Genomic DNA, 19,709 nt, shown 5'->3' with positions numbered 1-19,709 from the left:
CTCCCTGGTCGGTACGTGCGGGGGATCGGGTTGCTGCCGGAACCTACGAGCAGGGGCTCCCCGCGCCCATGTGGCAGGCGGACACCGGCACGTGCCGGGTGTGTGCGGCCGGTCCCTTGTGCGGTCCGGGGGCTCCGCGGCGGGCCGTCCCGGCGCCGCGCGGCACCATGTACGCCGCCACCATGCCGGGGCGGGAGGGTGTGTGCACCGGCGCCGTGTGACACGGGCCGCCGCGTACCTACGGTGACGGCCATGGAGACTTCCCGCAGACCGGATCACGAGCCCCCCGCCCCCTCCCCCGGCGGCGAATCACCGCAGCCCCCCGCCGAACCGCTGCTGGCCGGGCGCACCGCGCTGGTGACCGGAGCGGCGAGCGGCATCGGGCGGGCCTGTGCGCAGGCGCTGGCCGCGGCGGGTGCACATGTGCACGTCGTGGACCGGTCCGGCGAGGCCGCGAAGGGCCTGGCGGAGGAGATCGGCGGGACGGCCTGGGTGGTGGACCTGTCCGACCCGGCGGTCGTCGACACGCTGCCGGCCGACGTGGACGTCGTGGTCAACAACGCGGGGCTCCAGCACGTCGCCCCCGTCCACGAGTTCCCGCCGGAACGCTTCGCGCTCATCCAGCGCGTGATGGTGGAGACCCCGTTCCGCATCTTGCGCCGGACCCTGCCGGGCATGTACGAACGCGGCTGGGGGCGCGTGGTCAACATCTCGTCGGTGCACGGGCTGCGCGCGAGCCCGTACAAGTCGGCCTATGTGACGGCCAAGCACGCACTGGAGGGGCTGAGCAAGGTGGTGGCGCTCGAAGCGGCGGAGCACGGGGTGACGAGCAACTGCGTCAGCCCCGGTTACGTACGCACGCCCCTGGTCGAGAACCAGATCGCCGACCAGGCACGGACGCACGGCATCTCGGAGGCGGACGTGGTGGGGCGGGTGATGCTGGAGCGCAGCGCGATCAAACGGCTGATCGAACCGGCGGACGTCGCCGAGGCGGTCCTGTGGCTGTGCGGGCCGCGCACCGGGCACATCACCGGCACCTCGCTCTCCATGGACGGCGGCTGGACCGCCAACTGACCCCGACCCGCCTCCTACGAACGCTGGACGCCATGCCTGAACCGCTCCCCTCCGCCGCCCCCCACCTCCGGCGCCTGTTCGACCTGCTGGCCGACGACGCGCCCGCCGAGGCGCTGGGGGCGGTCTCCTCGCAGGCCCGGGGGGACGGTGTGCCCGCCGAGGAGCTCGCCGAGGTGGAGCGGGCCACGGCCACCGCGCTGCGGATCAGGGGCGCCCTGCGCCAGCACCGCCGCCGCGAGCTCCAGCTGACCGCGCTCTTCGACACGGCGGGCGACCTGGCGGCCTCCCGCGATCTGGACGACGTGCTGAAGGCGATCGTGCGGCGGGCCAGGATGCTGCTGGGCACGGACACGGCCTACCTCACGCTCCCGGACGAGGAGGCGGGCGACACCTACATGCGGGTGACCGACGGCTCGGTGTCGGTGCTCTTCCAGCGGCTGCGCCTCGAACTCGGCGAGGGGCTCGGCGGCCTGGTGGCGCAGACGGCGAGTCCGTACGCGACGCCGGACTACCGCACCGACGACCGCTTCCGCCACACCCGCAACATCAACGCCGGCGTGCTGGACGAGGGCCTGGTGGCCATCCTGGGCGTGCCCCTGCTGCTCGGCTCCAGCCGCGGCGGTACGGGAAAGGTGATCGGCGTCCTCTTCGCGGCCGACCGCGCCCCCAGGGTCTTCAGCCCCGACGAGGTCGCCCTGCTCTGCTCGCTGGCCGCGCACGCCGCGATCGCGATCGACACGGCCCGCGCACTGGCCGACACGACCGCGGCCCTCGCCGAACTCGCGGAGGCCAACGCGGAGCTGGCCGAGGCCAACGCCTCCGTACGCGCGCACTCGGCGGCCATGCAGCGGGCCGAGGAGTCGCACGACCGGCTGACGGACCTGGTGCTGCGGGGCAGGGACGTGAAGGACGTGGCGGCGGCCGTCGCCGGGCTGCTCGACTCCCCGCTGACCATTCACGACCCGGGCGGCCGCCCGCTGGCCGCCGTGCGCCCGGACGGTACGGGCTTCGCCGCCGACGGCATGGACGCCGGGTGGCTGGCGGAGGCGGCCGAGGAGTCCCGTACGGGGGCACGTGCGGTGCACCGCGACGGTCGGGTGGTCTGCGCGGTGCTCGCCGGGCAGGAGCTGCTGGCCGGTCTGGTGCTGCACCGGAGCCGGCCGCTGGACGACTCCGACCGGCGGCTGTTCGAGCGGTCGGCCGTGGTCACCGGACTCCTCCTGCTCCTGCGGCGCACGGTGGCCGAGACGGAGAACCGGATACGCGGCGAGCTGATCGCGGACCTGCTGACGGACCCCGGCCGCGACCCGGCGGGGCTGGCCGAACGGGGCCGCCGCCTGGGCATCGACCTGGACGGCCCGCATCTGCTGCTGGTGGCGGAGACGGGTGCGCGGGAGCGGCTGGCCCCGGCCGCCATGCGCTATCTGTTCGGCGGCGACATCCACGGGGTGAGCGCCGAACACGCGGGCACGGTCGTGCTGTTGATCGAGGGCGACGGTACGGACGCGGGCCGCGCGGCCCGTTCGGCGGCGGCCCAGCTGGGCCAGCTGGCGCAGTCCCCCGTCACCGTGGCCGCCGCCGGGCCCGCCCGGGGCCCCCGGGAGCTGGCCGCGGCCTACGGCGAGGCGGCGCGCTGTCTGCGGGCCATGCGGGTGCTGGGGCGCACGGGCGAGGGCGCCTGCGTGGACGAACTCGGCTTCCTGGGCGTGGTCCTGGGCAACGCGCAGGACGTCGACGGCTTCGTGAAGGCGGCGCTGGGGCCGCTGCTGGAGTACGACGCACAGCGCGGCACGCACCTGGTGCGGACGCTGAGCGCCTACTTCGGCGCGGGCGGCAGCCTGATCCGGGCCAAGGACGAGCTGCACGTGCACGTGAACACGGTGGTGCAGCGGCTGGACCGGGTCCAGGTGCTGCTGGGCCGGGACTGGAACGAGCCGGACCGGGCGCTGGAGCTGCAACTGGCACTGCGGCTGTACCTGTTGTCGGGCGCCGGCCCCACGAACGGCCGCTGAGGACGGTCCGCGCGGTGGTTGTCCTAAACTCCCCTCCATGAAGATCGCATCCGCCTTCGTCACCGCGGACCTGGCACCGACGGGTGTACTGAGGGCCTCGGTCAACCTCGGGAACCCGGTCCTGGCCCAGGGCACACCCGCCGATCCGAGCGGCGTCACGGTCGATCTCGCGCGGGAGATCGGCACACGCCTGGGGGTGCCGGTGGAACTGCTCTGCTTCGACGCGGCGCGCAGGTCGTACGAGGCGATGGCCGCCGGCCTGGCCGACATCTGCTTCCTCGCGATCGAGCCGGCGCGCGAGGCCGAAGTCGCCTTCACCTCCCCCTATGTGGTGATCGAGGGCGTGTACGCCGTGCCCGTCGACTCGGACCTCACCTCCGCAGCCGAGGTCGACCGGGCGGGCGTCAGAATCGGCGTGAAGCAGGGCTCCGCGTACGACCTGTTCCTGACCCGTACCCTCCGGCGCGCGACCGTGGTGCGCGGCGCGGAGGGCGTGGACGTCTTCCGTGAGCAGGGCCTGGAGGTGGCGGCCGGCATCCGGCAGCCGCTGACCGAGTACGTCGCGGGGCACCCGGGCGAAGTACGCCTGATCGAGGACCGGTTCATGGAGATCCGGCAGGCGGTGGGGACAACTCGGAGCCGGACCCCCGAGACGGCGCGGTTCCTGTGGGAACTGATCGAGGAGTTGAAGGCGGACGGATTCGTGGCCGACGCGCTGCGCCGCTCGGGCCGCCCCGGCACACCGGTCGCCCCGCCCGCCTGACGAACGCGGGGGCGCGGCCCGGCCGGGGAGCCGTCCCCGCGCCCGGTCACTCCTCCGGCGGGAACACCACCTCTCCCGAGTCCGCCAGCACGACCGTGATGGCCTCGACCGGGCATCCCTCGGCGGCAGCGAGGATCTGTTCGTTGGCGTCGGTCTCCGGGTCGACGGGGTGGGACTGCCGGGCGGTGTCCAGCCGGAATCCGCCCGGTGCGTGGTTCACGCACATCCCCGACCCGATGCAGACGCCCCGGTCGACCTCGATGCTCCAGCGGTCCCCCATCAGGCCTCGCCCCCGTACCCGGCGGGCAGGTGGATCATCTTGTGCTCGAAGTACTCGCCGTACCCCTCGGGCCCGAACTCCCGTCCCAGACCGGAGTTCTTGTAGCCGCCGAACGGGCCGAGCATGTCGAGACTGAAGGTGTTCACGCTGTACGTACCGGTCCTGACCCGGCGGGCGATGTCGATGCCGCGCTCGGTGTCGGCGGTCCAGACGCTGCCGCTGAGGCCGTACTCGGAGTCGTTGGCGATCTTCACGGCCTCGTCCTCGTCGCCGTACGGCAGCAGGCAGATGACCGGGCCGAAGATCTCCTCGCGGGCGATGCGCATGGAGTTGTCGACGTCACCGAAGAGCGTCGGCTCGACGTACCAGCCGCGCTCCTGGGATGCCGGGCGCCCGCCCCCGGTCAGGACCTTCGCGCCCTCCTCCTGACCGATCCGGATGTAGTCGAGGGAGCGCTGCTGCTGGCGCTGCGCGACGAGCGGTCCGAGTTCGGTGGCGGGGTCGAGCGGGTCGCCGACCTTCAGCGCACCGGCGGCGGCCGCGAAGGCCTCCGCGGTCTCCTCGTACCGGGAACGCGGTACGAGAATGCGGGTCTGGGCCACACAGGCCTGCCCGTTGATCATCCAGGCGAAGGGCACGATGCCGGCGACGGCGGCGTCCAGGTCGGCGTCGGGAAGGATCACCGCGGCGGACTTCCCGCCGAGTTCCAGGGTGACGCGGGTGAGGTTGCGCGAGGCGACCTCCATGACGCGCCGGCCGGCGGCGACGGACCCGGTGAACGAGACCTTGTCGACGCCCGGGTGCCCCACGAGGTACTCGCTCACCTCGCGGTCGGCGGGCAGGATCGACAGCACGCCCTCGGGCAGCCCGGCCTCGGCGACGATCTCCGCCAGGATGTAGGCGTCCAGCGGCGACTCGGGCGAGACCTTGAGGACGGCCGAGCATCCGGCGAGCAGCGCGGGCGCGAGCTTGGCTGCGGCGGTGAACTGGGGCACGTTCCACGGCACGACGGCCGCGACGACCCCGACCGGCTCCCGCCGCACGAGCAGCGGGCCGAGTGCCCCGTCCCGGCGCTCCTCGTACGGGAAGGTGCGGGCGACGGTGATCGCCGCGTCCCACACCATCATCGCGGCGAGGGCCTGCACCATGACGCTGGAGGTGTAGGGGGTGCCGTTCTCCGAGCTGATGACCCGGGCGATCTCCTCGTACCGTACGGCGAAGGCGTCCTTGATCCGTGTGACGACGGCGATGCGCTCGTCCAGCGTCATCCGCGGCCAGGGCCCGTGGTCGAACGCCTGCCGGGCGGCGGCGACGGCCCGGTCCACGTCCCCCTCGGCGGCGTGCGGCACGCGGCCGATGACCTGCTCGGTGTGCGGTGAGATGACTTCGATGACATCCCGCCCGAGCGGATCGACCAACTCCCCGCCGATGAACAGTTTTCCGTGTTCGACAAGCTCGCTCATGGCTGCTGCCTCCCGCGACGCGGCACGTGACCCGACTCGTTGACTGGTTCTGCGTCCGGACTGAGCATCCGGTACACATCTGACTACGTGTCAGAACTGATACCAGTTCCAGTTCCAGGAGTCCACGGCTGGGACAACGACCGCCGAACCTTCCTCGGACCGATCAGATGGTCGACCGGGGCTACCACTGGAACAAGTTCTCGTTACAGTGGACGCGGCGCGTCGTGGCCGTACCCCGCACGCCGCCCCGGCCGCTCAGAGATGGGGAGTCCATGACGCAGGTGATCAACCACGGTGGCGGCGTCCACAGCATCAAGGTCCCCATCCCGGACAACCCGCTGGGCCACACCCTGGTCCACCTCCTCGACACGGACCGGGGCCCGGTCCTGATCGACACCGGCTGGGACGACCCGGAGGCCTGGGACACGCTCACGGCCGGACTGACCACCGTGGGCGTGGACGTCGCCGACATCCACGGCGTGGTCATCACCCACCACCACCCCGACCACCACGGCCTCTCCGGCCAGGTCCGCGAGGTGTCCGGGGCCTGGATCGCGATGCACGCGGCCGACACGGCGATCGTCCGCCGCACCCGCGCGTCGGAGCCCGGCACCTGGCTCACCTACCTCGCGACGAAGCTGGCGACGGTCGGCGCACCCGAGGACCACATCGCCCCACTGCTGGCCGCCCGCGAGAAGGGCGGCCGCATGCGCACCCTGCCCGGCCTGCGGGCCGCGATCCCGGACCGCGAGATCGTGCCGGGCGAACTCCTCGACCTGGCGGGCCGCACCCTGCGCGCGATCTGGACACCGGGCCACACCCCGGGCCATGTCTGCCTGCACCTGGAGGAGGACCACCCGGCCAACCTCCCCGGCCGCGGCCGCCTCTTCTCCGGCGACCACCTGCTCCCCGGCATCAGCCCGCATGTCGGCCTCTACGAGGACCCGGACGACGCGACGGCCACCGACCCGCTGGGCGACTACCTCGACTCCCTGGAACGCATCGGCCGCCTCGGCGTCGCCGAGGTCCTGCCCGCCCATCAGTACGCGTTCGCGGACGCGGCAGGGCGCGTACAGGAGCTCCTGGACCACCACGAGGAACGCCTGACGGGCCTCCTCGCGCTGCTCGCCGAACCGCTCACGCCGTGGCAGCTGGCCGAACGGATGGAGTGGAACCGCCCCTGGGAGCAGATCCCTTACGGGTCGAGGAACATCGCCGTCTCGGAGGCCGAATCACACCTGCGCCGGCTGGTGAAGCTGGGACGCGCGGAAGCGGTGACGGGAAGCGAGCCGGTGACGTACGTGGCGGTGTGAGGAGGACTGACACTGTCCGGGGTCACACGGCGGCACCGGTGTCCTCGCGCGGACCCGCCGGGGCGGCCGGCTCCGGCGCGGCCTCGGGGGTCCGGCCGGCCGGCAGCACGGCGGGTCCGGTGACCACCGCGCGGCGACGCGCCACGAAGGCGGTCGCGATCAGGGCGAGCGCGACGGTTCCGGAGAGCGCCGGCCAGTACACGTAACGGTAGTTGGACTCCGGCGCGGTGGGCAGATAGGCCAGGATGTACAGGAGCGAACTCGCCCCGAGGAGCCGGAGCTCCCTGGTGTACGGGCCGGCCCACCGGCGACGCAGCACCAGCACCAGCGAGACGGCCAGCCAGAACCAGCCCTGGAAGAGCATCGGCAGATCGCGGGCGAAACCGGTCACGTAGTTCTGGAGGGCGAACCGCAGCGTGTCGTTCAACGGCTGCTCGCGCACCTCGGGGTGCAGCCGGGCACCGGCGTTGACACGGGTGCCGTTCCAGAAGGTCTGGTTGCTCCGGAAGAGCAGCTTGGTGAAGACCCGCCCCCGGTACTCGGCATAGCCCTTCCAGTGCTTCGGCATCTGTTGCGCCCACATGCGCACGATCACGTCGGCACGCCGGTCCAGATACGTCACATCGAACGGCCTTCGCTGCGGGAAGCACTGGAGGTACCCGTCCGAGGTGATGCTCCGCTTCTGGCAGGTGACGGCGGCGGTGACCATACGGTCCCGCAAGTCCGCGTCCGCACCCGCCCGTTCGGCGGCGGCACGCACCTGCTCCGGGGTGAGTACGTGGACGAGGTCGTCCACCGGAATCACCGCGTACACGCGCGTGGCCAGCGGGGCGGTGGCCGCGTTCACCGCGGCGCTGCCGCCCATCACGACGGCGACGAAGAGACCGGTGGCGGCCAGCCAGCGGCGCCGGCCCGGGGCGGGCCACGCGGCGAGGACCAGCAGGGCGAAGACCGGGATCGCGGCGGGGATGCCGTTCTTGCGTACGAGGGCGGCGTAGGCGAGGAACAGCAGACCCAGCACCAGCAGCGCCCAGCGGGTCCTGACCCGGCCCCGGGGCAACTCCCGCACGGTCAGCGCGATCGCGAAGACCGCGAGGAGCGCGTACGCCAGGTGCACGTCCTTCCACACCACTCCGGTGAGGTTCATGATGTGCGGCGCGAGACCGAGGGCCAGAACCACGAGGGAGAGCCCGCGACTGCCGGTCCGCTTCCACACCAGCCGGGCGAGGACCCACAGCGTCCCCCACAGCACGGCGGCCTGCAGGGCGGCCATGGTGGCGAAGTCCCCCGTGATCCCGATGAGGATCCGCCATGCGAGCGCCATCACCGGTGGATGCCAGTCGTTCACCGGCTCGTCGCCGAGGGCCTGCCCCAGCTGGGTGTTGCTGTCCGCGCTGAGGTACCCGGGGTGGAAGACGGTGGCCACGGCGTAACCGCACGCCGCCGCGATGACCGCCAGGCACCACGGCCACGCCGTGCCGTCCTTCCAGGCTCTGCGCAGTGCGGTGGTCCACCGGTCGACGGTTCCGGACATAGGGGCGGGGCCCTCCCAGCCGATGATGACGGGTCGCGTTGTCGCTCAACTGCGAGCTGAGAGAAAACAGTTCGCGGACAGCATGGACGGGAATCTATGCGTACCGGACGACAGAGGACAAACCGGAACGACTATTCACCCGAACGGGGAGCCGGCGCGGAGCGGCCTCCGCAGCGCTGGCACAGTTGCCCCCGTGATCACACAGCCCCGCGACGAGTCCCGCGATGAGCCCGTCGTCCTGGACGCCGGGGAGCTGGCGGCCGATCCACAGCTGGAGGCCCGGTTCGCGGAGTCGGCCCACCGGATCCTGGCCGGCCTGGTCGCCGGTGGTGCCGCGCTGGGCTGGGTCGATCCGCCTTCGCGGGACGAGGTGGCGGAGCTGCTCGGCGGTGTCGTCTCCGCGGTGCGGGCGGGGGACGCGTCCCTGCGGACCGCCTACGTGGACGGCGCTCTTGCCGGGTTCGGGTACTGGCGCCGCTACACCCGGCCGACCCATCGGCCGCACGCGGATCTGGAGAAGCTCGCGGTGGACGGGGCCGCCCACGGTCGCGGTGTCGGCCGGGCGCTGACCGCCGCCCTGATCGCCGATGCCCGGGAGCGGGACATCGAGGTCCTCACCCTGGACGCCCGGGGCGACAACACCGCCGCTCTGCGTCTGTACCGGTCGCTGGGCTTCACCGAGTACGGGCGGCTGCCCGACTTCGTGGCGGTCGGCGAAGCCCGGTACGACAAGGTCTTCTGCATGCTGGACCTCCGTCGACCGGCCTAGGAACTGCCCGCGACGGCCGGAAACAGGGAACAATCCTCAACTGTGAAGATCACCGCACGCGAACTCAACCGGGCGACTCTCAGCCGCCAACTCCTGCTGGCACGTGCGCCGCTGAGCGTCCTGGACGGAGTGCGACGGGTGACAGCACTCCAGGCACAGCACCCGGCCTCCCCGTACATCGCCCTGTGGAACCGGCTCACCGATTTCGCCCCGGCCGAGCTCGACGCCGCCTTCACCGAACGGGCGGTGGTCAAGGCCACCCTCATGCGCATCACGCTCCACGCCGTGCACGCCGGGGACTACCCGGCCTTCCGCGCGGCCATGCAGCCGACGCTGTACGCCTCGCGGCTGGGCGCCCGGTTCGCCGACGCGGGACTGACTCCTGCGGACGCCGAGGAACTGGTTCCGGAACTGCTGGCCTTCGCCCGCCGGCCCCGGACCTCCGCGGAGATGCAGGCGTGGGCCGAGGAGCGGCTCGGCGCCGAGAAGAAGGACGGCGGATGGTGGGGGCTGAAGGGATACGCGCCGCTGCACCACGCCCCGACGGACGCGCCGTGGTCCTTCGGCCTCCGGCCGTCCTTCGTCGCGGCGGCCGACAGCGATCCCGCGCCCAGGGGCCGGGTGGTGGATGCCCAGGCGCTCCGGACCTTGATCCTGCGCTATCTGGCGGGGTTCGGGCCTGCGTCGATCGCGGACGTGGCGCAGTTCGCCATGGTGCAGAGGGCCCCCGTCCGCGCGGTGCTCCAGACCATGGGCGACGTCGTCGAACAGCTCCAAGGCCCGGACGGCAGCGCGCTGTTCGACCTCCCGGGCGCTTCCAGGCCGCCCGCCGACACGCCCGCCCCGCCCCGCCTCATGGCCATGTGGGACAGCGTTCTGCTCGCGTACGCCGATCGCAGCCGGGTGATACCCCCGGACTACCGCCCCCTCGTGATCCGGCGCAACGGCGACGTGCTGCCCACCCTGCTGGTGGACGGTTACGTCGCCGGCGTGTGGCGCCCCACGGCCGACGGCATCGAGGCCACGGCGTTCCACCCGCTGTCTGCGGCCACCTGGGACGGCCTCGCCACTGAGGCCCAGTCCTTGACGGCTCTTCTCAACGACCGCGAGACGCAGGTCTACAGCCGCTACCACCATTGGTGGGCCAAGCTCTCCGGCGAGGGCGAGGGCGAGGGCGAGGTCGAGGTGCGGATGCTCCAGCCGCTACCGCCCGCGCACTGACGGCCGGCTCTGCCCTCTCTTCCGCATGCGGGATCAGTCCTTACGACCCGTCACAGCGATGGAGACGCCGAGCCCGACCATCGTGAGCCCGCCGACGCCTCCGACCATCGAGAGCCGCCGAGGCGAGCGGGCGAACCAGTCCCGTCCGGTTGCCGCGACCAGCCCCCACAGACTGTCGGAAGCCACCGCGATGATGTTGAAAACCAGTCCGAGCACCAGCATCTGCACGACGACATGCCCTTGCGTACGGTCGACGAACTGCGGCAGCACGGCAGCGAAGAACACAATGGTCTTCGGGTTGGCGACACCGACGGCGAAGCCCTCCCACAGCGTGCGCCGACCGCTCTGCGCGGCCCCACCACCGGTGAACGCGGCCTGCAACGAACCACGTTGGCGCCACGCCTTGACGCCCAGGTACACCAAGTAGGCGGCACCGGCCAGTTTCAGCACCGTGAACACGAGGACGGAACGCTCCACGATCGACCCGACCCCGAGAGCCACGGCCACGATGAGCACATAGGCGCCCAGCGTGTTCCCCACCACGGTGGTCAACGCGGCACGCCGCCCCTGCGCCAACGCCCGCCCGATCACGAACAGCACGCTGGGCCCGGGGATCACAATCAGAAGGAACGACATAACCGCGAAGGCAAGCAAGCGCTCGGCAGACACCATGGGGCTCATGCAATCACGGGCCGGGTTCCCGCTTCAGCTTCTTTTTGGCGCGGGGCCCCACAAAGGACAGCCCGTCGCCCTTCCGCGTCGGGCAGCCCGCTCCCGGCCGGCGCCCGCCTTGCCAGGGACCGAATCTCCAGCAGCCCTGCCGTCAGCAGCGCAGCCACGGCGCCACTCACATCAACTCCGTCCATTCCAGAGACATTTCCCCGCGTCGCAACACATCACCGAAGCTCCCGAATGCACTCAGAACCTGAAATCAAGCGTGCGGTTCATATCCCATGGATAACCACAACCGGCCTCGATGTGCGGTGCGCAAAAGGCGACCGATTGCCTTGTGTGTAATTGCTATGGGATCAGAATTGGCCGTCGACCGGAATCCACCCGGACCGCGCCTCGGGCTGGTAGAACTTTCCGGTATCGCCGTCATAGCGGAGGGCACGAAGCTGCACGTCCCCCTCCTCCCAGTAGTCCTTCTTGCACGTGGCCCAGCTGCCCGCGCCCTGCTTGTTGATGCAGACGAAGGAGGCGCGACCGTAGTCGGTGTAGACCCCGACAGCCGCGGACATGCCGTCCGCCACCGTGTCGCCCGACCAGATGGTGTCACCGTAATGCTGGAAACAGCCCTGGACTCCGTAGGCGGCGACAGGGCCGAGGCATGCACTGGATGACGGGGCAGCCTTGGAGAGCCCGACTCGGGGAGGCTCCGCAGCCGTCCCCTCAACGATCTCCGCACCTGCCGGAATCGAGACCTGCTGGAGTCCCTCGACCGACTCATCAGCCAGCGCCGGCGTCGCAGTCAGGATCGAGAACGTGAGCGCTGCGACCCCGCCCGGAACGCCCCATCTTCTACGCTTACGTTCACGCATCATTCACCACTCCCGCCCCCAGTCACCAACTGCAGGCCATTTACTCGTCAATGTGAACGAGAAGTGATGGTAATGGATCTTCAGTTTCAAAAGAAGGGGTGCCGGGAACGGAGAGGGTGCCGCCACCCCCACTTGGGACGGAACGGCATTAAGCACTCGACAGCACACAATCACCCCGGGCCAGTCGTCCCCATAGTGGCTCGCAGCCACGTCGCACACTCCGGCCATTCGTCCTTTTAGCCAGGAACCTTATGCATTACTGCGAATTGAGGGAGTGCGCGAAGGGGGAAATCGAAAGGCGATGCCGCCCTCGCGGACGACGTGGAGGACGAGGAGGGCCCCGTCATGGACCGCCCCGGCTTGCACACGTTGTCGAGTCGACTTCGGGGCCTTCCGCGGTGTTGCCGGTGGTGGCGACCTGCGGGGATGTCCGCCCGTCCTCACGCCACTTGACGGCTCCGTCCAGCGAAATGGCGCCGACGTCGCGCCCGATGCTCTTGTCCGTGAGCGTGCGGACGACGAATTGCCCGTTCTCACCGCACTTGCTGCCCAGCTCCCGCGCGGTGACGTACCGCGCCATCACGGGTCAGGACGACTTCGGCCACACATAGAGCGTGCCGCTGACCGACGCCTCGTCCGATCCGTCGTCGATGTGGTCGATGAGCGCCATGGAGACGGCTCCCTTGTCCGTGACGGAGCACAGCGCCGCACCCTCGACGAAGCCCCGCTTACGGCGGTCATAGCTGTTGAACAGTCCGAGGGCTCCGAAGCCGGTCCTCGACGCCGCCTTGCAGGACTCGAAGGACTTGGGCATGTCTGCCTGCAGGAGCCCCACGCGGGTGTTGGGCAGGGCCCGCACCTGGTAGTTGTCCTGGTCCCAGCACGTGACGGGCCAGTAGAGGAGCTCGGCTCCGCGGGGATCCTTCGCTGCACCGTTGCCCGCGGGCTCCACGCGGCTGCTGCCGTCGTCGAGGTCCACGAGCTGCTGTTCCTTCTGGTTGCAGGGGGCCGGTGCGAGCCCCCACATCGTCTTGGTCGCCGCCTCGTACCCGGCCGGCGCCGCCAGGTCGGCATCAGAGGTGGACGATGCGCTCGGGGAGGCCGAGGCCTCCGGGGTCGCGCTGGGGGACTCGGTCTCCGCCGACGCGTGGTCCGGGCTCGACCGGGCGGAGGGCTCGGACCGTGGGCTGCTGGAGGCCGGGGCGGGGGCCGGAGCGGGGGCCGAGACGGGATCGGGGTTCTTGCTGAAGATCACGGTCGCCAGGATGCCGACCAGCGGGATGGCGATCCCTCCGACCCACCACGACCACCGGGGAGGATCCGTGCGCGGCGGGTGGGGAGGGGGAGGCGGCAGGGTGCCCGGCGGCCGGGAAGGCGGCGGAGGGAATCCCCCTGGACCTGTGGTCATGCCCGCCGCCCCTTCAACCAGACCGATTTTCAAGCCGGTTGGCAGTTTAACGATCACTCCACGAAAGGGCCACGGAACTTTTCGGGCGTTCCGGGCCGCGGAGCTCGGGGTCCGCCCCCGGCCGCTGCCCCGGCCGCGGCGCCCGGGGCAGGGGCCCGTAGCGGCCGCCCGGTAGAGTGGGCGGGTCGTCATCATGCCCGTTCAGGGGGAAGCCGGTGCGAATCCGGCGCTGACCCGCAGCCGTAACCGCCGTCGCAGGCGGAAGCCGGAATGCCCTGTCCGTGTCGTGACCGGCTCGTGCCGTCGGGGCCCCCCGGCGGCCGGCACCGTCGAGGTATACGGAGCCGGAGCCTGGTGCCTGTGTGTGCCTGTGCCCGGTTCCCCCAGGAGAGGCCCCGCCCGCCATGACCGTACGCCGCAGCGCAGCTGCGCTCGCCGCCACCGCCACCGTGCTCTGTGCGGCCGCAGCCCCGGCCGCAGTCGCCGCGCCGTCCCCCTCCCCCTCGCCGTCCGTGGCCCTGCCCTCGGGCCTGTACGGCACGAAGGACCCGACGTACGACGGGGTCTGGCGGCAGTCGCTGGCGTTCATCGCGCAGCGGACCGTGGGTGTCACGCCCGCCGCCAAGGCCGTCGACTGGCTGATCGGCCAGCAGTGCGACAGCGGCGCGTTCCCCGCGTACCGGCCCGACGCCTCCGTGCCCTGCGACGCCAAGACCATGGTCGACACCAATGCGACCGCGGCCGCCGTGCAGGCGCTGCACGAGGTCCGCGGGCACGAGGATCTCGTCACGAACGGCGTCGACTGGCTGAAGTCGGTCCAGAACGAGGACGGCGGCTGGGGTTACACCGCCGGCAGCCCCAGTGACGCGAACTCCACCTCGATCGTCATCGGCACCCTCGGGCGGGCCGGGCAGAAGCTCGGCGACGTGACGACGGACGGCGGCAAGACCCCGTACGACGCCCTGCTCACCTTCGCCATCCCCTGCGGCGGCAAGGACGGCGGCGCGTTCGCGTACCAGCCCGACAAGGCCGGCAAGCTCGTCGCCAACGGCGACGCCACCGCCGCCGCCGTGCTCGGCTCCCTCGGCAAGGGCTTCGTCATCGGGAACAACGCCGCGGTCAAGGACCCCACCTGCACCAAGGGCAAGGCGGTCAAGCCCGAGCAGGCGGCCCAGAACGGCGCCTACTACCTCACCGGCGCCCTCGCGAAGACCGGCCACCTCGACTCGCCGCCGATGCCCGGCGCCGAGGACAGCGCCCCGCTGCCCGACTTCGGCAACACCGCCGACGCGGTCGTCGCCCTGTCCGCGTCCGGTCACAAGGACAAGGCCGACGCGTCCGTGAAGTGGCTGGCGGATAACTCCGCGGCCTGGGCGAAGGAGAACGGCCCCGCCGCGTACGCGCAGCTGGTCATGGCCGCCCACGCCACCGGGGCTGACGTCCACGACTTCGGCGGCGCGGACCTCGTCGCCCAGCTGAACGCGACCGGGCCGGCGCCCGCCGCCGTCAAGAAGCCCACGGCGTCCGCCACCCAGGAGGAAGAGAAGAAGGACAGCGGCGACGGGGACGGGATCGGCGGTGTCTGGTGGTTCGTCGGGATCGGGCTCGCCGTCGGCGCGGGTGCCGGATTCCTGATCAGCGGCCGCCGCAAGAACCAGCAGCTGTGAGGCGCACCGGAGCCGGACGGGCCACCGCACTGCTGGTGGTCCTGGGCGCCGTCCTGGCCGTGCTCGGCACGGGCACGGCCCAGGCCGCCGGCTACCGCTACTGGTCGTTCTGGGAGGGCTCCGGCAGCGGGTGGGCGTATGCCACCCAGGGGCCGTCGCTGGTCCGCCCGGACGACGGTTCGGTGCAGGGCTTCCGGTTCGCCGTGAGCGCGGACTCGCAGGACGCGGCCAAGCCGCGCAGCTCCCCCGACTTCGCGGAGATCTGCGCGGACACGCCCGCCGAGGGCGGTACCAAGCGGGTCGCGCTCGTCATCGATCCCGGTACGGCGGCCGACGCCCCGGACGGGGAGACGCCGCCCGCGCTGCGTACCGCGTGTGCCCAGGTGGCGCAGGACGCGAGCAGTGCGGAGGCCCTCGCGTCGGTGGCCAAGCCGCTGCGTTACGGCAGTGACGCGCTGCTCTGCGCGATCTCCGGCTATCCGGCCTCCGGCTGCGGCGAGCAGGTGGCTCAGGGTCACGGCGAAACCGCCACGGCCGACGCCTCCGCGCCCACGTCGGCGGGTGTCGCCTCGGGTGACGACGGTTCGGACGGCGGCGGGCCGTCCGCCGGCGTCCTCGTCGGGGTCGGCGCCGTCCTGCTCCTCGGCATCGCCGCAGTCGCGCAGGCCCGCCGCCGCCGCGGATGACCGGCACGACGACCGGCCGTACGGACGCCCCGCCGGACCGGCTCGGTGCCTGGCGGGCCCCCGCCGCCACCCGGAGCAACGCGCTGCCCGCCGGGGCCTGGTGGCTGTGGGCGCTCGGGCTCGCCACCGCCGCGTCCCGGACGACGAATCCGCTGCTGCTCGGCCTGCTGGTCGGCGTGGCGGGCTATGTGGTGGCCGCGCGCCGCACGGATGCGCCGTGGGCCCGGTCGTACGGGGCGTTCATCAAGATCGGGCTGTTCGTCATCGGGGTGCGGCTGCTCTTCTCCGCCTTCCTCGGCTCCCCGATCCCGGGTACGCATGTCGTGTTCACGCTGCCCGAGGTGCCGCTGCCGGACTGGGCGAAGGGCGTCCGGATCGGGGGCCGGGTCACCGCCGAGCAGCTGCTGTTCGCGCTGTACGACGGGGCGAAGCTGGCCGCGCTGCTGATCTGTGTCGGCGCGGCGAACTCGCTCGCCAATCCGGCCCGGCTGCTGAAGTCACTGCCCGGTGCGCTGTACGAGGCCGGGGTGGCCGTCGTCGTCGCGATGACGTTCGCGCCCAACATGGTCGCCGACGTGGTGCGGCTGCGCACCGCCCGGCGGCTGCGCGGCCGGCCGACCGGCGGGGTGCGGGCCGTGCTCCAGATCGGGCTGCCGGTGCTGGAGGGTGCGCTGGAGCGGTCCGTCGCGGTGGCGGCCTCGATGGACGCACGGGGGTACGGGCGTACCGCCCAGGTGCCGGCCGCCGTCCGGCACACCACGAACGTCCTCACGCTCGGCGGGCTGCTGGGTGTCTGCGCCGGTACGTACGGGCTGCTCGCCGCGCAGGGTGCGGTGTACGGGCTGCCGCTGCTGATCGCCGGTCTGGTCGCCGCGATGGCCGGGCTGCGGCTCGGCGGGGCGCGTTCGGTACGGACCCGCTACCGGCCCGACCGGTGGGGGGTGCGGGCCTGGCTGGTCGCGGGATCCGGTGCGGCGGTCGCGGTGGCGATGATCTGGGCGGGCAGTGCGGATCCGGCGGCGCTGCACCCCGGGGTCGTACCGCTGACCGCGCCCGTGCTGCCTCTGTGGCCGGCCGCCGCGGTGCTGATCGGCCTGCTGCCGGCGGTCGTCGCACCTGTCCCGCCCTCCCTCACAGGCCCGCCGGTCCCGCCCTCCCCCTCAGGCTCGCCCGTCCCGCCTTCCCCCACAGGCTTCGAGGAGCAGGTGTGATCCGGTTCGACGATGTTTCGGTGCAGTACGAGGGCACGGAGCGGCCCACGCTGTCGGGGGTCGATCTGACCGTTCCCGAGGGTGAGCTGGTGCTGCTCGTCGGGCCGTCCGGGGTCGGCAAGTCGACATTGCTGGGCGCGGTCTCGGGGCTCGTACCGCACTTCACCGGTGGCCGGCTGACCGGCCGGGTCACCGTCGACGGGCGGGACACCCGTACCCACAAGCCCCGTGAGCTGGCCGATCTCGTCGGCACCGTGGGCCAGGATCCGCTCTCCCACTTCGTGACGGACACGGTCGAGGACGAGCTGGCGTACGGCATGGAGTCGCTGGGCCTCGCCCCGGACGTGATGCGGCGGCGGGTCGAGGAGACCCTCGATCTGCTGGGGCTCGCCGGGCTGCGCGACCGGCCGATCGCCACCCTGTCGGGGGGCCAGCAGCAGCGGGTCGCGATCGGCTCGGTCCTCACCCCGCACCCCCGGGTCCTGGTGCTGGACGAGCCGACGTCCGCGCTGGACCCGGCGGCGGCCGAGGAGGTCCTCGCGGTGCTGCAGCGGCTCGTCCACGATCTGGGGACGACCGTCCTGATGGCGGAGCACCGGCTGGAGCGCGTGGTGCAGTACGCGGACCAGGTCGTCCTGCTGCCGTCGCCCGGCGCCGCCCCGGTGATGGGCGCGCCCGCCGAGGTGATGGCCGTCTCTCCGGTGCATCCGCCGGTGGTGGCGCTCGGACGGCTGGCGGGCTGGGAGCCGCTGCCGCTGTCGGTCCGCGATGCCCGGCGCCGGGCGTCGGGGATGCGGGAGCGGCTGGCGGGCGTGACGCCCGGACCGGTCGGCGGCGCGGAAACCCGGAAACCTCTCCCTCCGTCGTCCTCCCACCCCGCGCCTCGGCGCTCCGCCCTGGCCAGGCTGTTCGGCCGTACGGCGCAGGAGGCCCCCGCCCCCGAGCCCGTCACCGACGCCACCACCCGCGTCGAACGCCTCGCCGTGCGGCGCGGGCGCGTCGAGGCGCTGCGCCGGGTGACGCTCACCGTCGCCCCCGGGGAGACCGTCGCCCTGATGGGGCGCAACGGTGCGGGCAAGTCCACCCTGCTCTCCGCCCTCGTCGGCATGGTCGAGCCGACCTCCGGCACCGTGCTCGTCGGCGGCCGCACCCCGCACAGCACCCCGCCCCGCGAGATGGTGCGCCGCGTCGGTCTCGTACCGCAGGAGCCGCGCGATCTGCTGTACGCGGACACCGTCGCCGCCGAGTGCGCGGCGGCCGACGCCGATGCGGGCGCCGCGCCGGGCAGCTGCCGGGCGCTGGTCTCGGAGCTGCTGCCGGGTGTGGCGGACGCCACCCACCCCCGTGATCTGTCCGAGGGGCAACGGCTCGCCCTGGCTCTCGCGCTCGTGCTCACCGCCCGGCCCCCTCTGCTGCTTCTGGACGAACCGACCCGCGGTCTGGACTACGCGGCGAAGGCCCGGCTCGTCGGGGTGCTGCGCACGCTGGCGGCCGAGGGCCATGCGATCGTGCTGGCCACCCACGATGTGGAGCTGGCCGCCGAGCTGGCCCACCGGGTGGTGATCCTCGCCGACGGGGAGGTCGTCGCGGACGGGCCGACCGCGGAGGTCGTGGTGTCCTCGCCCGCCTTCGCCCCGCAGATCGCCAAGGTCCTCGCCCCGCAGGAGTGGCTCACCGTGTCCCAGGTCCGGGCGGCGCTGGGGGGTGCCGAATGACCGGCACGACGGGCCGGGGCGCCCGACCGGTGCGGCTCGGGCCGCGGGCCGTCGCCGCGCTGGTGCTGATCAGCGCGATCGGGGTGGCGGCCTTCGGCTGGCCGCTGCTGGCCGGGCCGGATTCCGGGCTGGCGCACTCCCAGGACGCGCCGTGGCTCTTCGCCGCGCTGCTGCCGCTGCTGGTCGGGGTGGTGGTCGCGATGATCGCGGACGCCGGGCTCGACGCGAAGGCGGTGGCGATGCTGGGGGTGCTGGCCGCGGTCGGTGCGGCGCTGCGCCCGCTGGGGGCGGGCACGGCCGGTCTGGAGCCGATGTTCTTCCTGATGGTGCTGAGCGGGCGGGTGCTCGGGCCGGGCTTCGGCTTCGTGCTGGGTTCGGTGACGATGTTCGCCTCGGCGCTGCTGACCGGCGGGGTGGGCCCGTGGATGCCGTTCCAGATGCTGTCCATGGGCTGGTTCGCGATGGGCGCCGGGATGCTGCCCGGACCGGACCGGCTACGCGGGCGCGCCGAGCTGCTGATGCTCGCCGCGTACGGGGCGGTGGCCTCGTTCGCGTACGGGACGGTCATGAATCTGTACGGGTGGACGATCGTGCCGGGGCTCGGCTCGGGCATCTCCTTCCACCCCGGTGACCCGCTGGGCGACAACCTGGTGCGCTTCCTCGCGTACTGCACGGCCACCTCGCTCGGCTGGGACCTGGGCCGTGCCGTACTCAGCGTCGTACTGACGCTGACCGTCGGAACCGCGCTGCTGAAGGCGCTGCGCCGGGCCACTCGGCGTGCGGCCTTCGAGGCCCAGGTCACATTCGGGGTCCCGGAGGAGTGAGGGCACCCACAGGACCTTGGTCCTGTACGAAGCGGGTTAGGAGGCGCGGGGAACGGCCACGGGACCCGGTTGCGCACCGTCCGACCTGCTATGGAGCGGTTTGCGGTGGTTCGGGACCTTCGGCCCTGGGTGCGAGGCGGGGTCGTACCGGGGGTCGTTGCGGTGGTTGAACGACGCGGCTAACCATGGAGATGTCGCCGAGCACCGCAGCGTCCACCGGAACGGACA

The 19,709-nt window shown here is 72.2% G+C and carries 18 protein-coding genes and 1 riboswitch; of the genes, 11 read left to right on the top strand and 7 right to left on the bottom strand.

What is annotated here, in order from left to right:
* Nucleotides 1–252 precede the first annotated feature (252 nt).
* From OG912_RS25185 to OG912_RS25175, 3 genes are read left to right on the top strand one after another with little or no spacing between them, the layout of a single operon-like run.
* Nucleotides 253–1,074, top strand: a complete 822-nt coding sequence (locus OG912_RS25185) for a 3-hydroxybutyrate dehydrogenase (RefSeq protein WP_327711359.1) — start codon at nucleotides 253–255, stop codon at nucleotides 1,072–1,074.
* 32 nt (nucleotides 1,075–1,106) lie between these two features.
* Nucleotides 1,107–3,086 (top strand): helix-turn-helix domain-containing protein, encoded by a 1,980-nt coding sequence (locus OG912_RS25180; protein ID WP_327711358.1) that lies wholly within the window; start codon nucleotides 1,107–1,109, stop codon nucleotides 3,084–3,086.
* A gap of 37 nt (nucleotides 3,087–3,123) precedes the next feature.
* Nucleotides 3,124–3,849 (top strand): transporter substrate-binding domain-containing protein, encoded by a 726-nt coding sequence (locus OG912_RS25175; protein ID WP_327711357.1) that lies wholly within the window; start codon nucleotides 3,124–3,126, stop codon nucleotides 3,847–3,849.
* 46 nt (nucleotides 3,850–3,895) lie between these two features.
* On the opposite strand, the gene OG912_RS25170 is transcribed toward OG912_RS25175, so the two are convergent.
* Nucleotides 3,896–4,129: a ferredoxin gene (locus OG912_RS25170; protein WP_327711356.1), complete on the bottom strand. Its 234-nt coding sequence runs from the start codon at nucleotides 4,127–4,129 to the stop codon at nucleotides 3,896–3,898.
* On the bottom strand, nucleotides 4,129–5,592 hold the full coding sequence (locus tag OG912_RS25165) for an aldehyde dehydrogenase (protein ID WP_326735940.1): 1,464 nt from the start codon (nucleotides 5,590–5,592) through the stop codon (nucleotides 4,129–4,131). Before OG912_RS25165 ends, OG912_RS25170 begins: the two co-directional genes overlap by 1 nt.
* A gap of 272 nt (nucleotides 5,593–5,864) precedes the next feature.
* Between OG912_RS25165 and OG912_RS25160 the strand changes: the two genes are divergently transcribed.
* Complete coding sequence (locus OG912_RS25160) at nucleotides 5,865–6,905, top strand: MBL fold metallo-hydrolase (protein WP_327711355.1); 1,041 nt, start codon at nucleotides 5,865–5,867, stop codon at nucleotides 6,903–6,905.
* Between the two features lie 22 nt (nucleotides 6,906–6,927).
* Here OG912_RS25160 and OG912_RS25155 read toward each other — a convergent pair whose 3' ends face one another.
* Nucleotides 6,928–8,439 (bottom strand): hypothetical protein, encoded by a 1,512-nt coding sequence (locus tag OG912_RS25155; protein WP_327711354.1) that lies wholly within the window; start codon nucleotides 8,437–8,439, stop codon nucleotides 6,928–6,930.
* 193 nt (nucleotides 8,440–8,632) lie between these two features.
* Here OG912_RS25155 and OG912_RS25150 point away from each other — a divergent pair, with 193 nt between their 5' ends.
* Complete coding sequence (locus tag OG912_RS25150; protein WP_327711353.1) at nucleotides 8,633–9,208, top strand: GNAT family N-acetyltransferase; 576 nt, start codon at nucleotides 8,633–8,635, stop codon at nucleotides 9,206–9,208.
* Nucleotides 9,209–9,250: 42 nt separating this feature from the next.
* Nucleotides 9,251–10,429, top strand: coding sequence for a winged helix DNA-binding domain-containing protein (locus tag OG912_RS25145; RefSeq protein ID WP_327711352.1), 1,179 nt, complete (start codon nucleotides 9,251–9,253; stop codon nucleotides 10,427–10,429).
* Between the two features lie 33 nt (nucleotides 10,430–10,462).
* On the opposite strand, the gene OG912_RS25140 is transcribed toward OG912_RS25145, so the two are convergent.
* From OG912_RS25140 to OG912_RS25125, 4 genes are all read right to left on the bottom strand, one after another.
* Nucleotides 10,463–11,101 carry a LysE family translocator gene (locus OG912_RS25140; protein WP_326735944.1) on the bottom strand — a complete coding sequence of 213 codons (639 nt, stop codon included), beginning with the start codon at nucleotides 11,099–11,101 and terminating at the stop codon, nucleotides 10,463–10,465.
* Between the two features lie 356 nt (nucleotides 11,102–11,457).
* Complete coding sequence (locus OG912_RS25135; RefSeq protein ID WP_327713538.1) at nucleotides 11,458–11,970, bottom strand: hypothetical protein; 513 nt, start codon at nucleotides 11,968–11,970, stop codon at nucleotides 11,458–11,460.
* 343 nt (nucleotides 11,971–12,313) lie between these two features.
* Complete coding sequence (locus OG912_RS25130) at nucleotides 12,314–12,550, bottom strand: hypothetical protein (protein ID WP_327711351.1); 237 nt, start codon at nucleotides 12,548–12,550, stop codon at nucleotides 12,314–12,316.
* A 6-nt stretch (nucleotides 12,551–12,556) separates the two neighbouring features.
* Nucleotides 12,557–13,225, bottom strand: a complete 669-nt coding sequence (locus OG912_RS25125) for a hypothetical protein (protein WP_327711350.1) — start codon at nucleotides 13,223–13,225, stop codon at nucleotides 12,557–12,559.
* Between the two features lie 358 nt (nucleotides 13,226–13,583).
* Nucleotides 13,584–13,654, top strand: a riboswitch (cobalamin riboswitch).
* Nucleotides 13,655–13,782: 128 nt separating this feature from the next.
* On the opposite strand from OG912_RS25125, the gene OG912_RS25120 reads away from it, so the two are divergent.
* From OG912_RS25120 to OG912_RS25100, 5 genes are read left to right on the top strand one after another with little or no spacing between them, the layout of a single operon-like run.
* Nucleotides 13,783–15,045 carry a prenyltransferase/squalene oxidase repeat-containing protein gene (locus tag OG912_RS25120; protein WP_327711349.1) on the top strand — a complete coding sequence of 421 codons (1,263 nt, stop codon included), beginning with the start codon at nucleotides 13,783–13,785 and terminating at the stop codon, nucleotides 15,043–15,045.
* Entirely contained in the window at nucleotides 15,042–15,731 is a 690-nt protein-coding gene (locus OG912_RS25115; RefSeq protein ID WP_327711348.1) for an SCO2322 family protein, read from the top strand. Before OG912_RS25120 ends, OG912_RS25115 begins: the two co-directional genes overlap by 4 nt.
* Complete coding sequence (locus OG912_RS25110; RefSeq protein WP_327711347.1) at nucleotides 15,728–16,942, top strand: energy-coupling factor transporter transmembrane component T; 1,215 nt, start codon at nucleotides 15,728–15,730, stop codon at nucleotides 16,940–16,942. The genes OG912_RS25115 and OG912_RS25110 overlap by 4 nt, the downstream gene beginning before the upstream one ends.
* Nucleotides 16,939–18,657, top strand: a complete 1,719-nt coding sequence (locus OG912_RS25105; protein WP_327711346.1) for an ABC transporter ATP-binding protein — start codon at nucleotides 16,939–16,941, stop codon at nucleotides 18,655–18,657. The genes OG912_RS25110 and OG912_RS25105 overlap by 4 nt, the downstream gene beginning before the upstream one ends.
* Entirely contained in the window at nucleotides 18,654–19,481 is an 828-nt protein-coding gene (locus OG912_RS25100; protein WP_327711345.1) for an ECF transporter S component, read from the top strand. The genes OG912_RS25105 and OG912_RS25100 overlap by 4 nt, the downstream gene beginning before the upstream one ends.
* The last annotated feature ends 228 nt before the right edge of the window (nucleotides 19,482–19,709 follow it).

It is taken from the genome of Streptomyces sp. NBC_00464 (assembly GCF_036013915.1).
Classification (GTDB): Bacteria; Actinomycetota; Actinomycetes; order Streptomycetales; family Streptomycetaceae; genus Streptomyces.
Note: the sequence above shows the minus strand (reverse complement) of the source record. Positions and strands in the feature narration are given on the sequence as shown.

What these genes read in the sequence shown, in the direction of transcription:
- OG912_RS25185 (WP_327711359.1), top strand. Translation starts at nt 253, where the DNA reads ATGGAGACTTCCCGCAGACCGGATCACGAGCCCCCCGCCCCCTCCCCC.
- OG912_RS25180 (WP_327711358.1), top strand. Translation starts at nt 1,107, where the DNA reads ATGCCTGAACCGCTCCCCTCCGCCGCCCCCCACCTCCGGCGCCTGTTC.
- OG912_RS25175 (WP_327711357.1), top strand. Translation starts at nt 3,124, where the DNA reads ATGAAGATCGCATCCGCCTTCGTCACCGCGGACCTGGCACCGACGGGT.
- OG912_RS25170 (WP_327711356.1), bottom strand. Translation starts at nt 4,129, where the DNA reads ATGGGGGACCGCTGGAGCATCGAGGTCGACCGGGGCGTCTGCATCGGG.
- OG912_RS25165 (WP_326735940.1), bottom strand. Translation starts at nt 5,592, where the DNA reads ATGAGCGAGCTTGTCGAACACGGAAAACTGTTCATCGGCGGGGAGTTG.
- OG912_RS25160 (WP_327711355.1), top strand. Translation starts at nt 5,865, where the DNA reads ATGACGCAGGTGATCAACCACGGTGGCGGCGTCCACAGCATCAAGGTC.
- OG912_RS25155 (WP_327711354.1), bottom strand. Translation starts at nt 8,439, where the DNA reads ATGTCCGGAACCGTCGACCGGTGGACCACCGCACTGCGCAGAGCCTGG.
- OG912_RS25140 (WP_326735944.1), bottom strand. Translation starts at nt 11,101, where the DNA reads ATGGTGTCTGCCGAGCGCTTGCTTGCCTTCGCGGTTATGTCGTTCCTT.
- OG912_RS25135 (WP_327713538.1), bottom strand. Translation starts at nt 11,970, where the DNA reads ATGCGTGAACGTAAGCGTAGAAGATGGGGCGTTCCGGGCGGGGTCGCA.
- OG912_RS25130 (WP_327711351.1), bottom strand. Translation starts at nt 12,550, where the DNA reads ATGGCGCGGTACGTCACCGCGCGGGAGCTGGGCAGCAAGTGCGGTGAG.
- OG912_RS25120 (WP_327711349.1), top strand. Translation starts at nt 13,783, where the DNA reads ATGACCGTACGCCGCAGCGCAGCTGCGCTCGCCGCCACCGCCACCGTG.
- OG912_RS25110 (WP_327711347.1), top strand. Translation starts at nt 15,728, where the DNA reads ATGACCGGCACGACGACCGGCCGTACGGACGCCCCGCCGGACCGGCTC.
- OG912_RS25100 (WP_327711345.1), top strand. Translation starts at nt 18,654, where the DNA reads ATGACCGGCACGACGGGCCGGGGCGCCCGACCGGTGCGGCTCGGGCCG.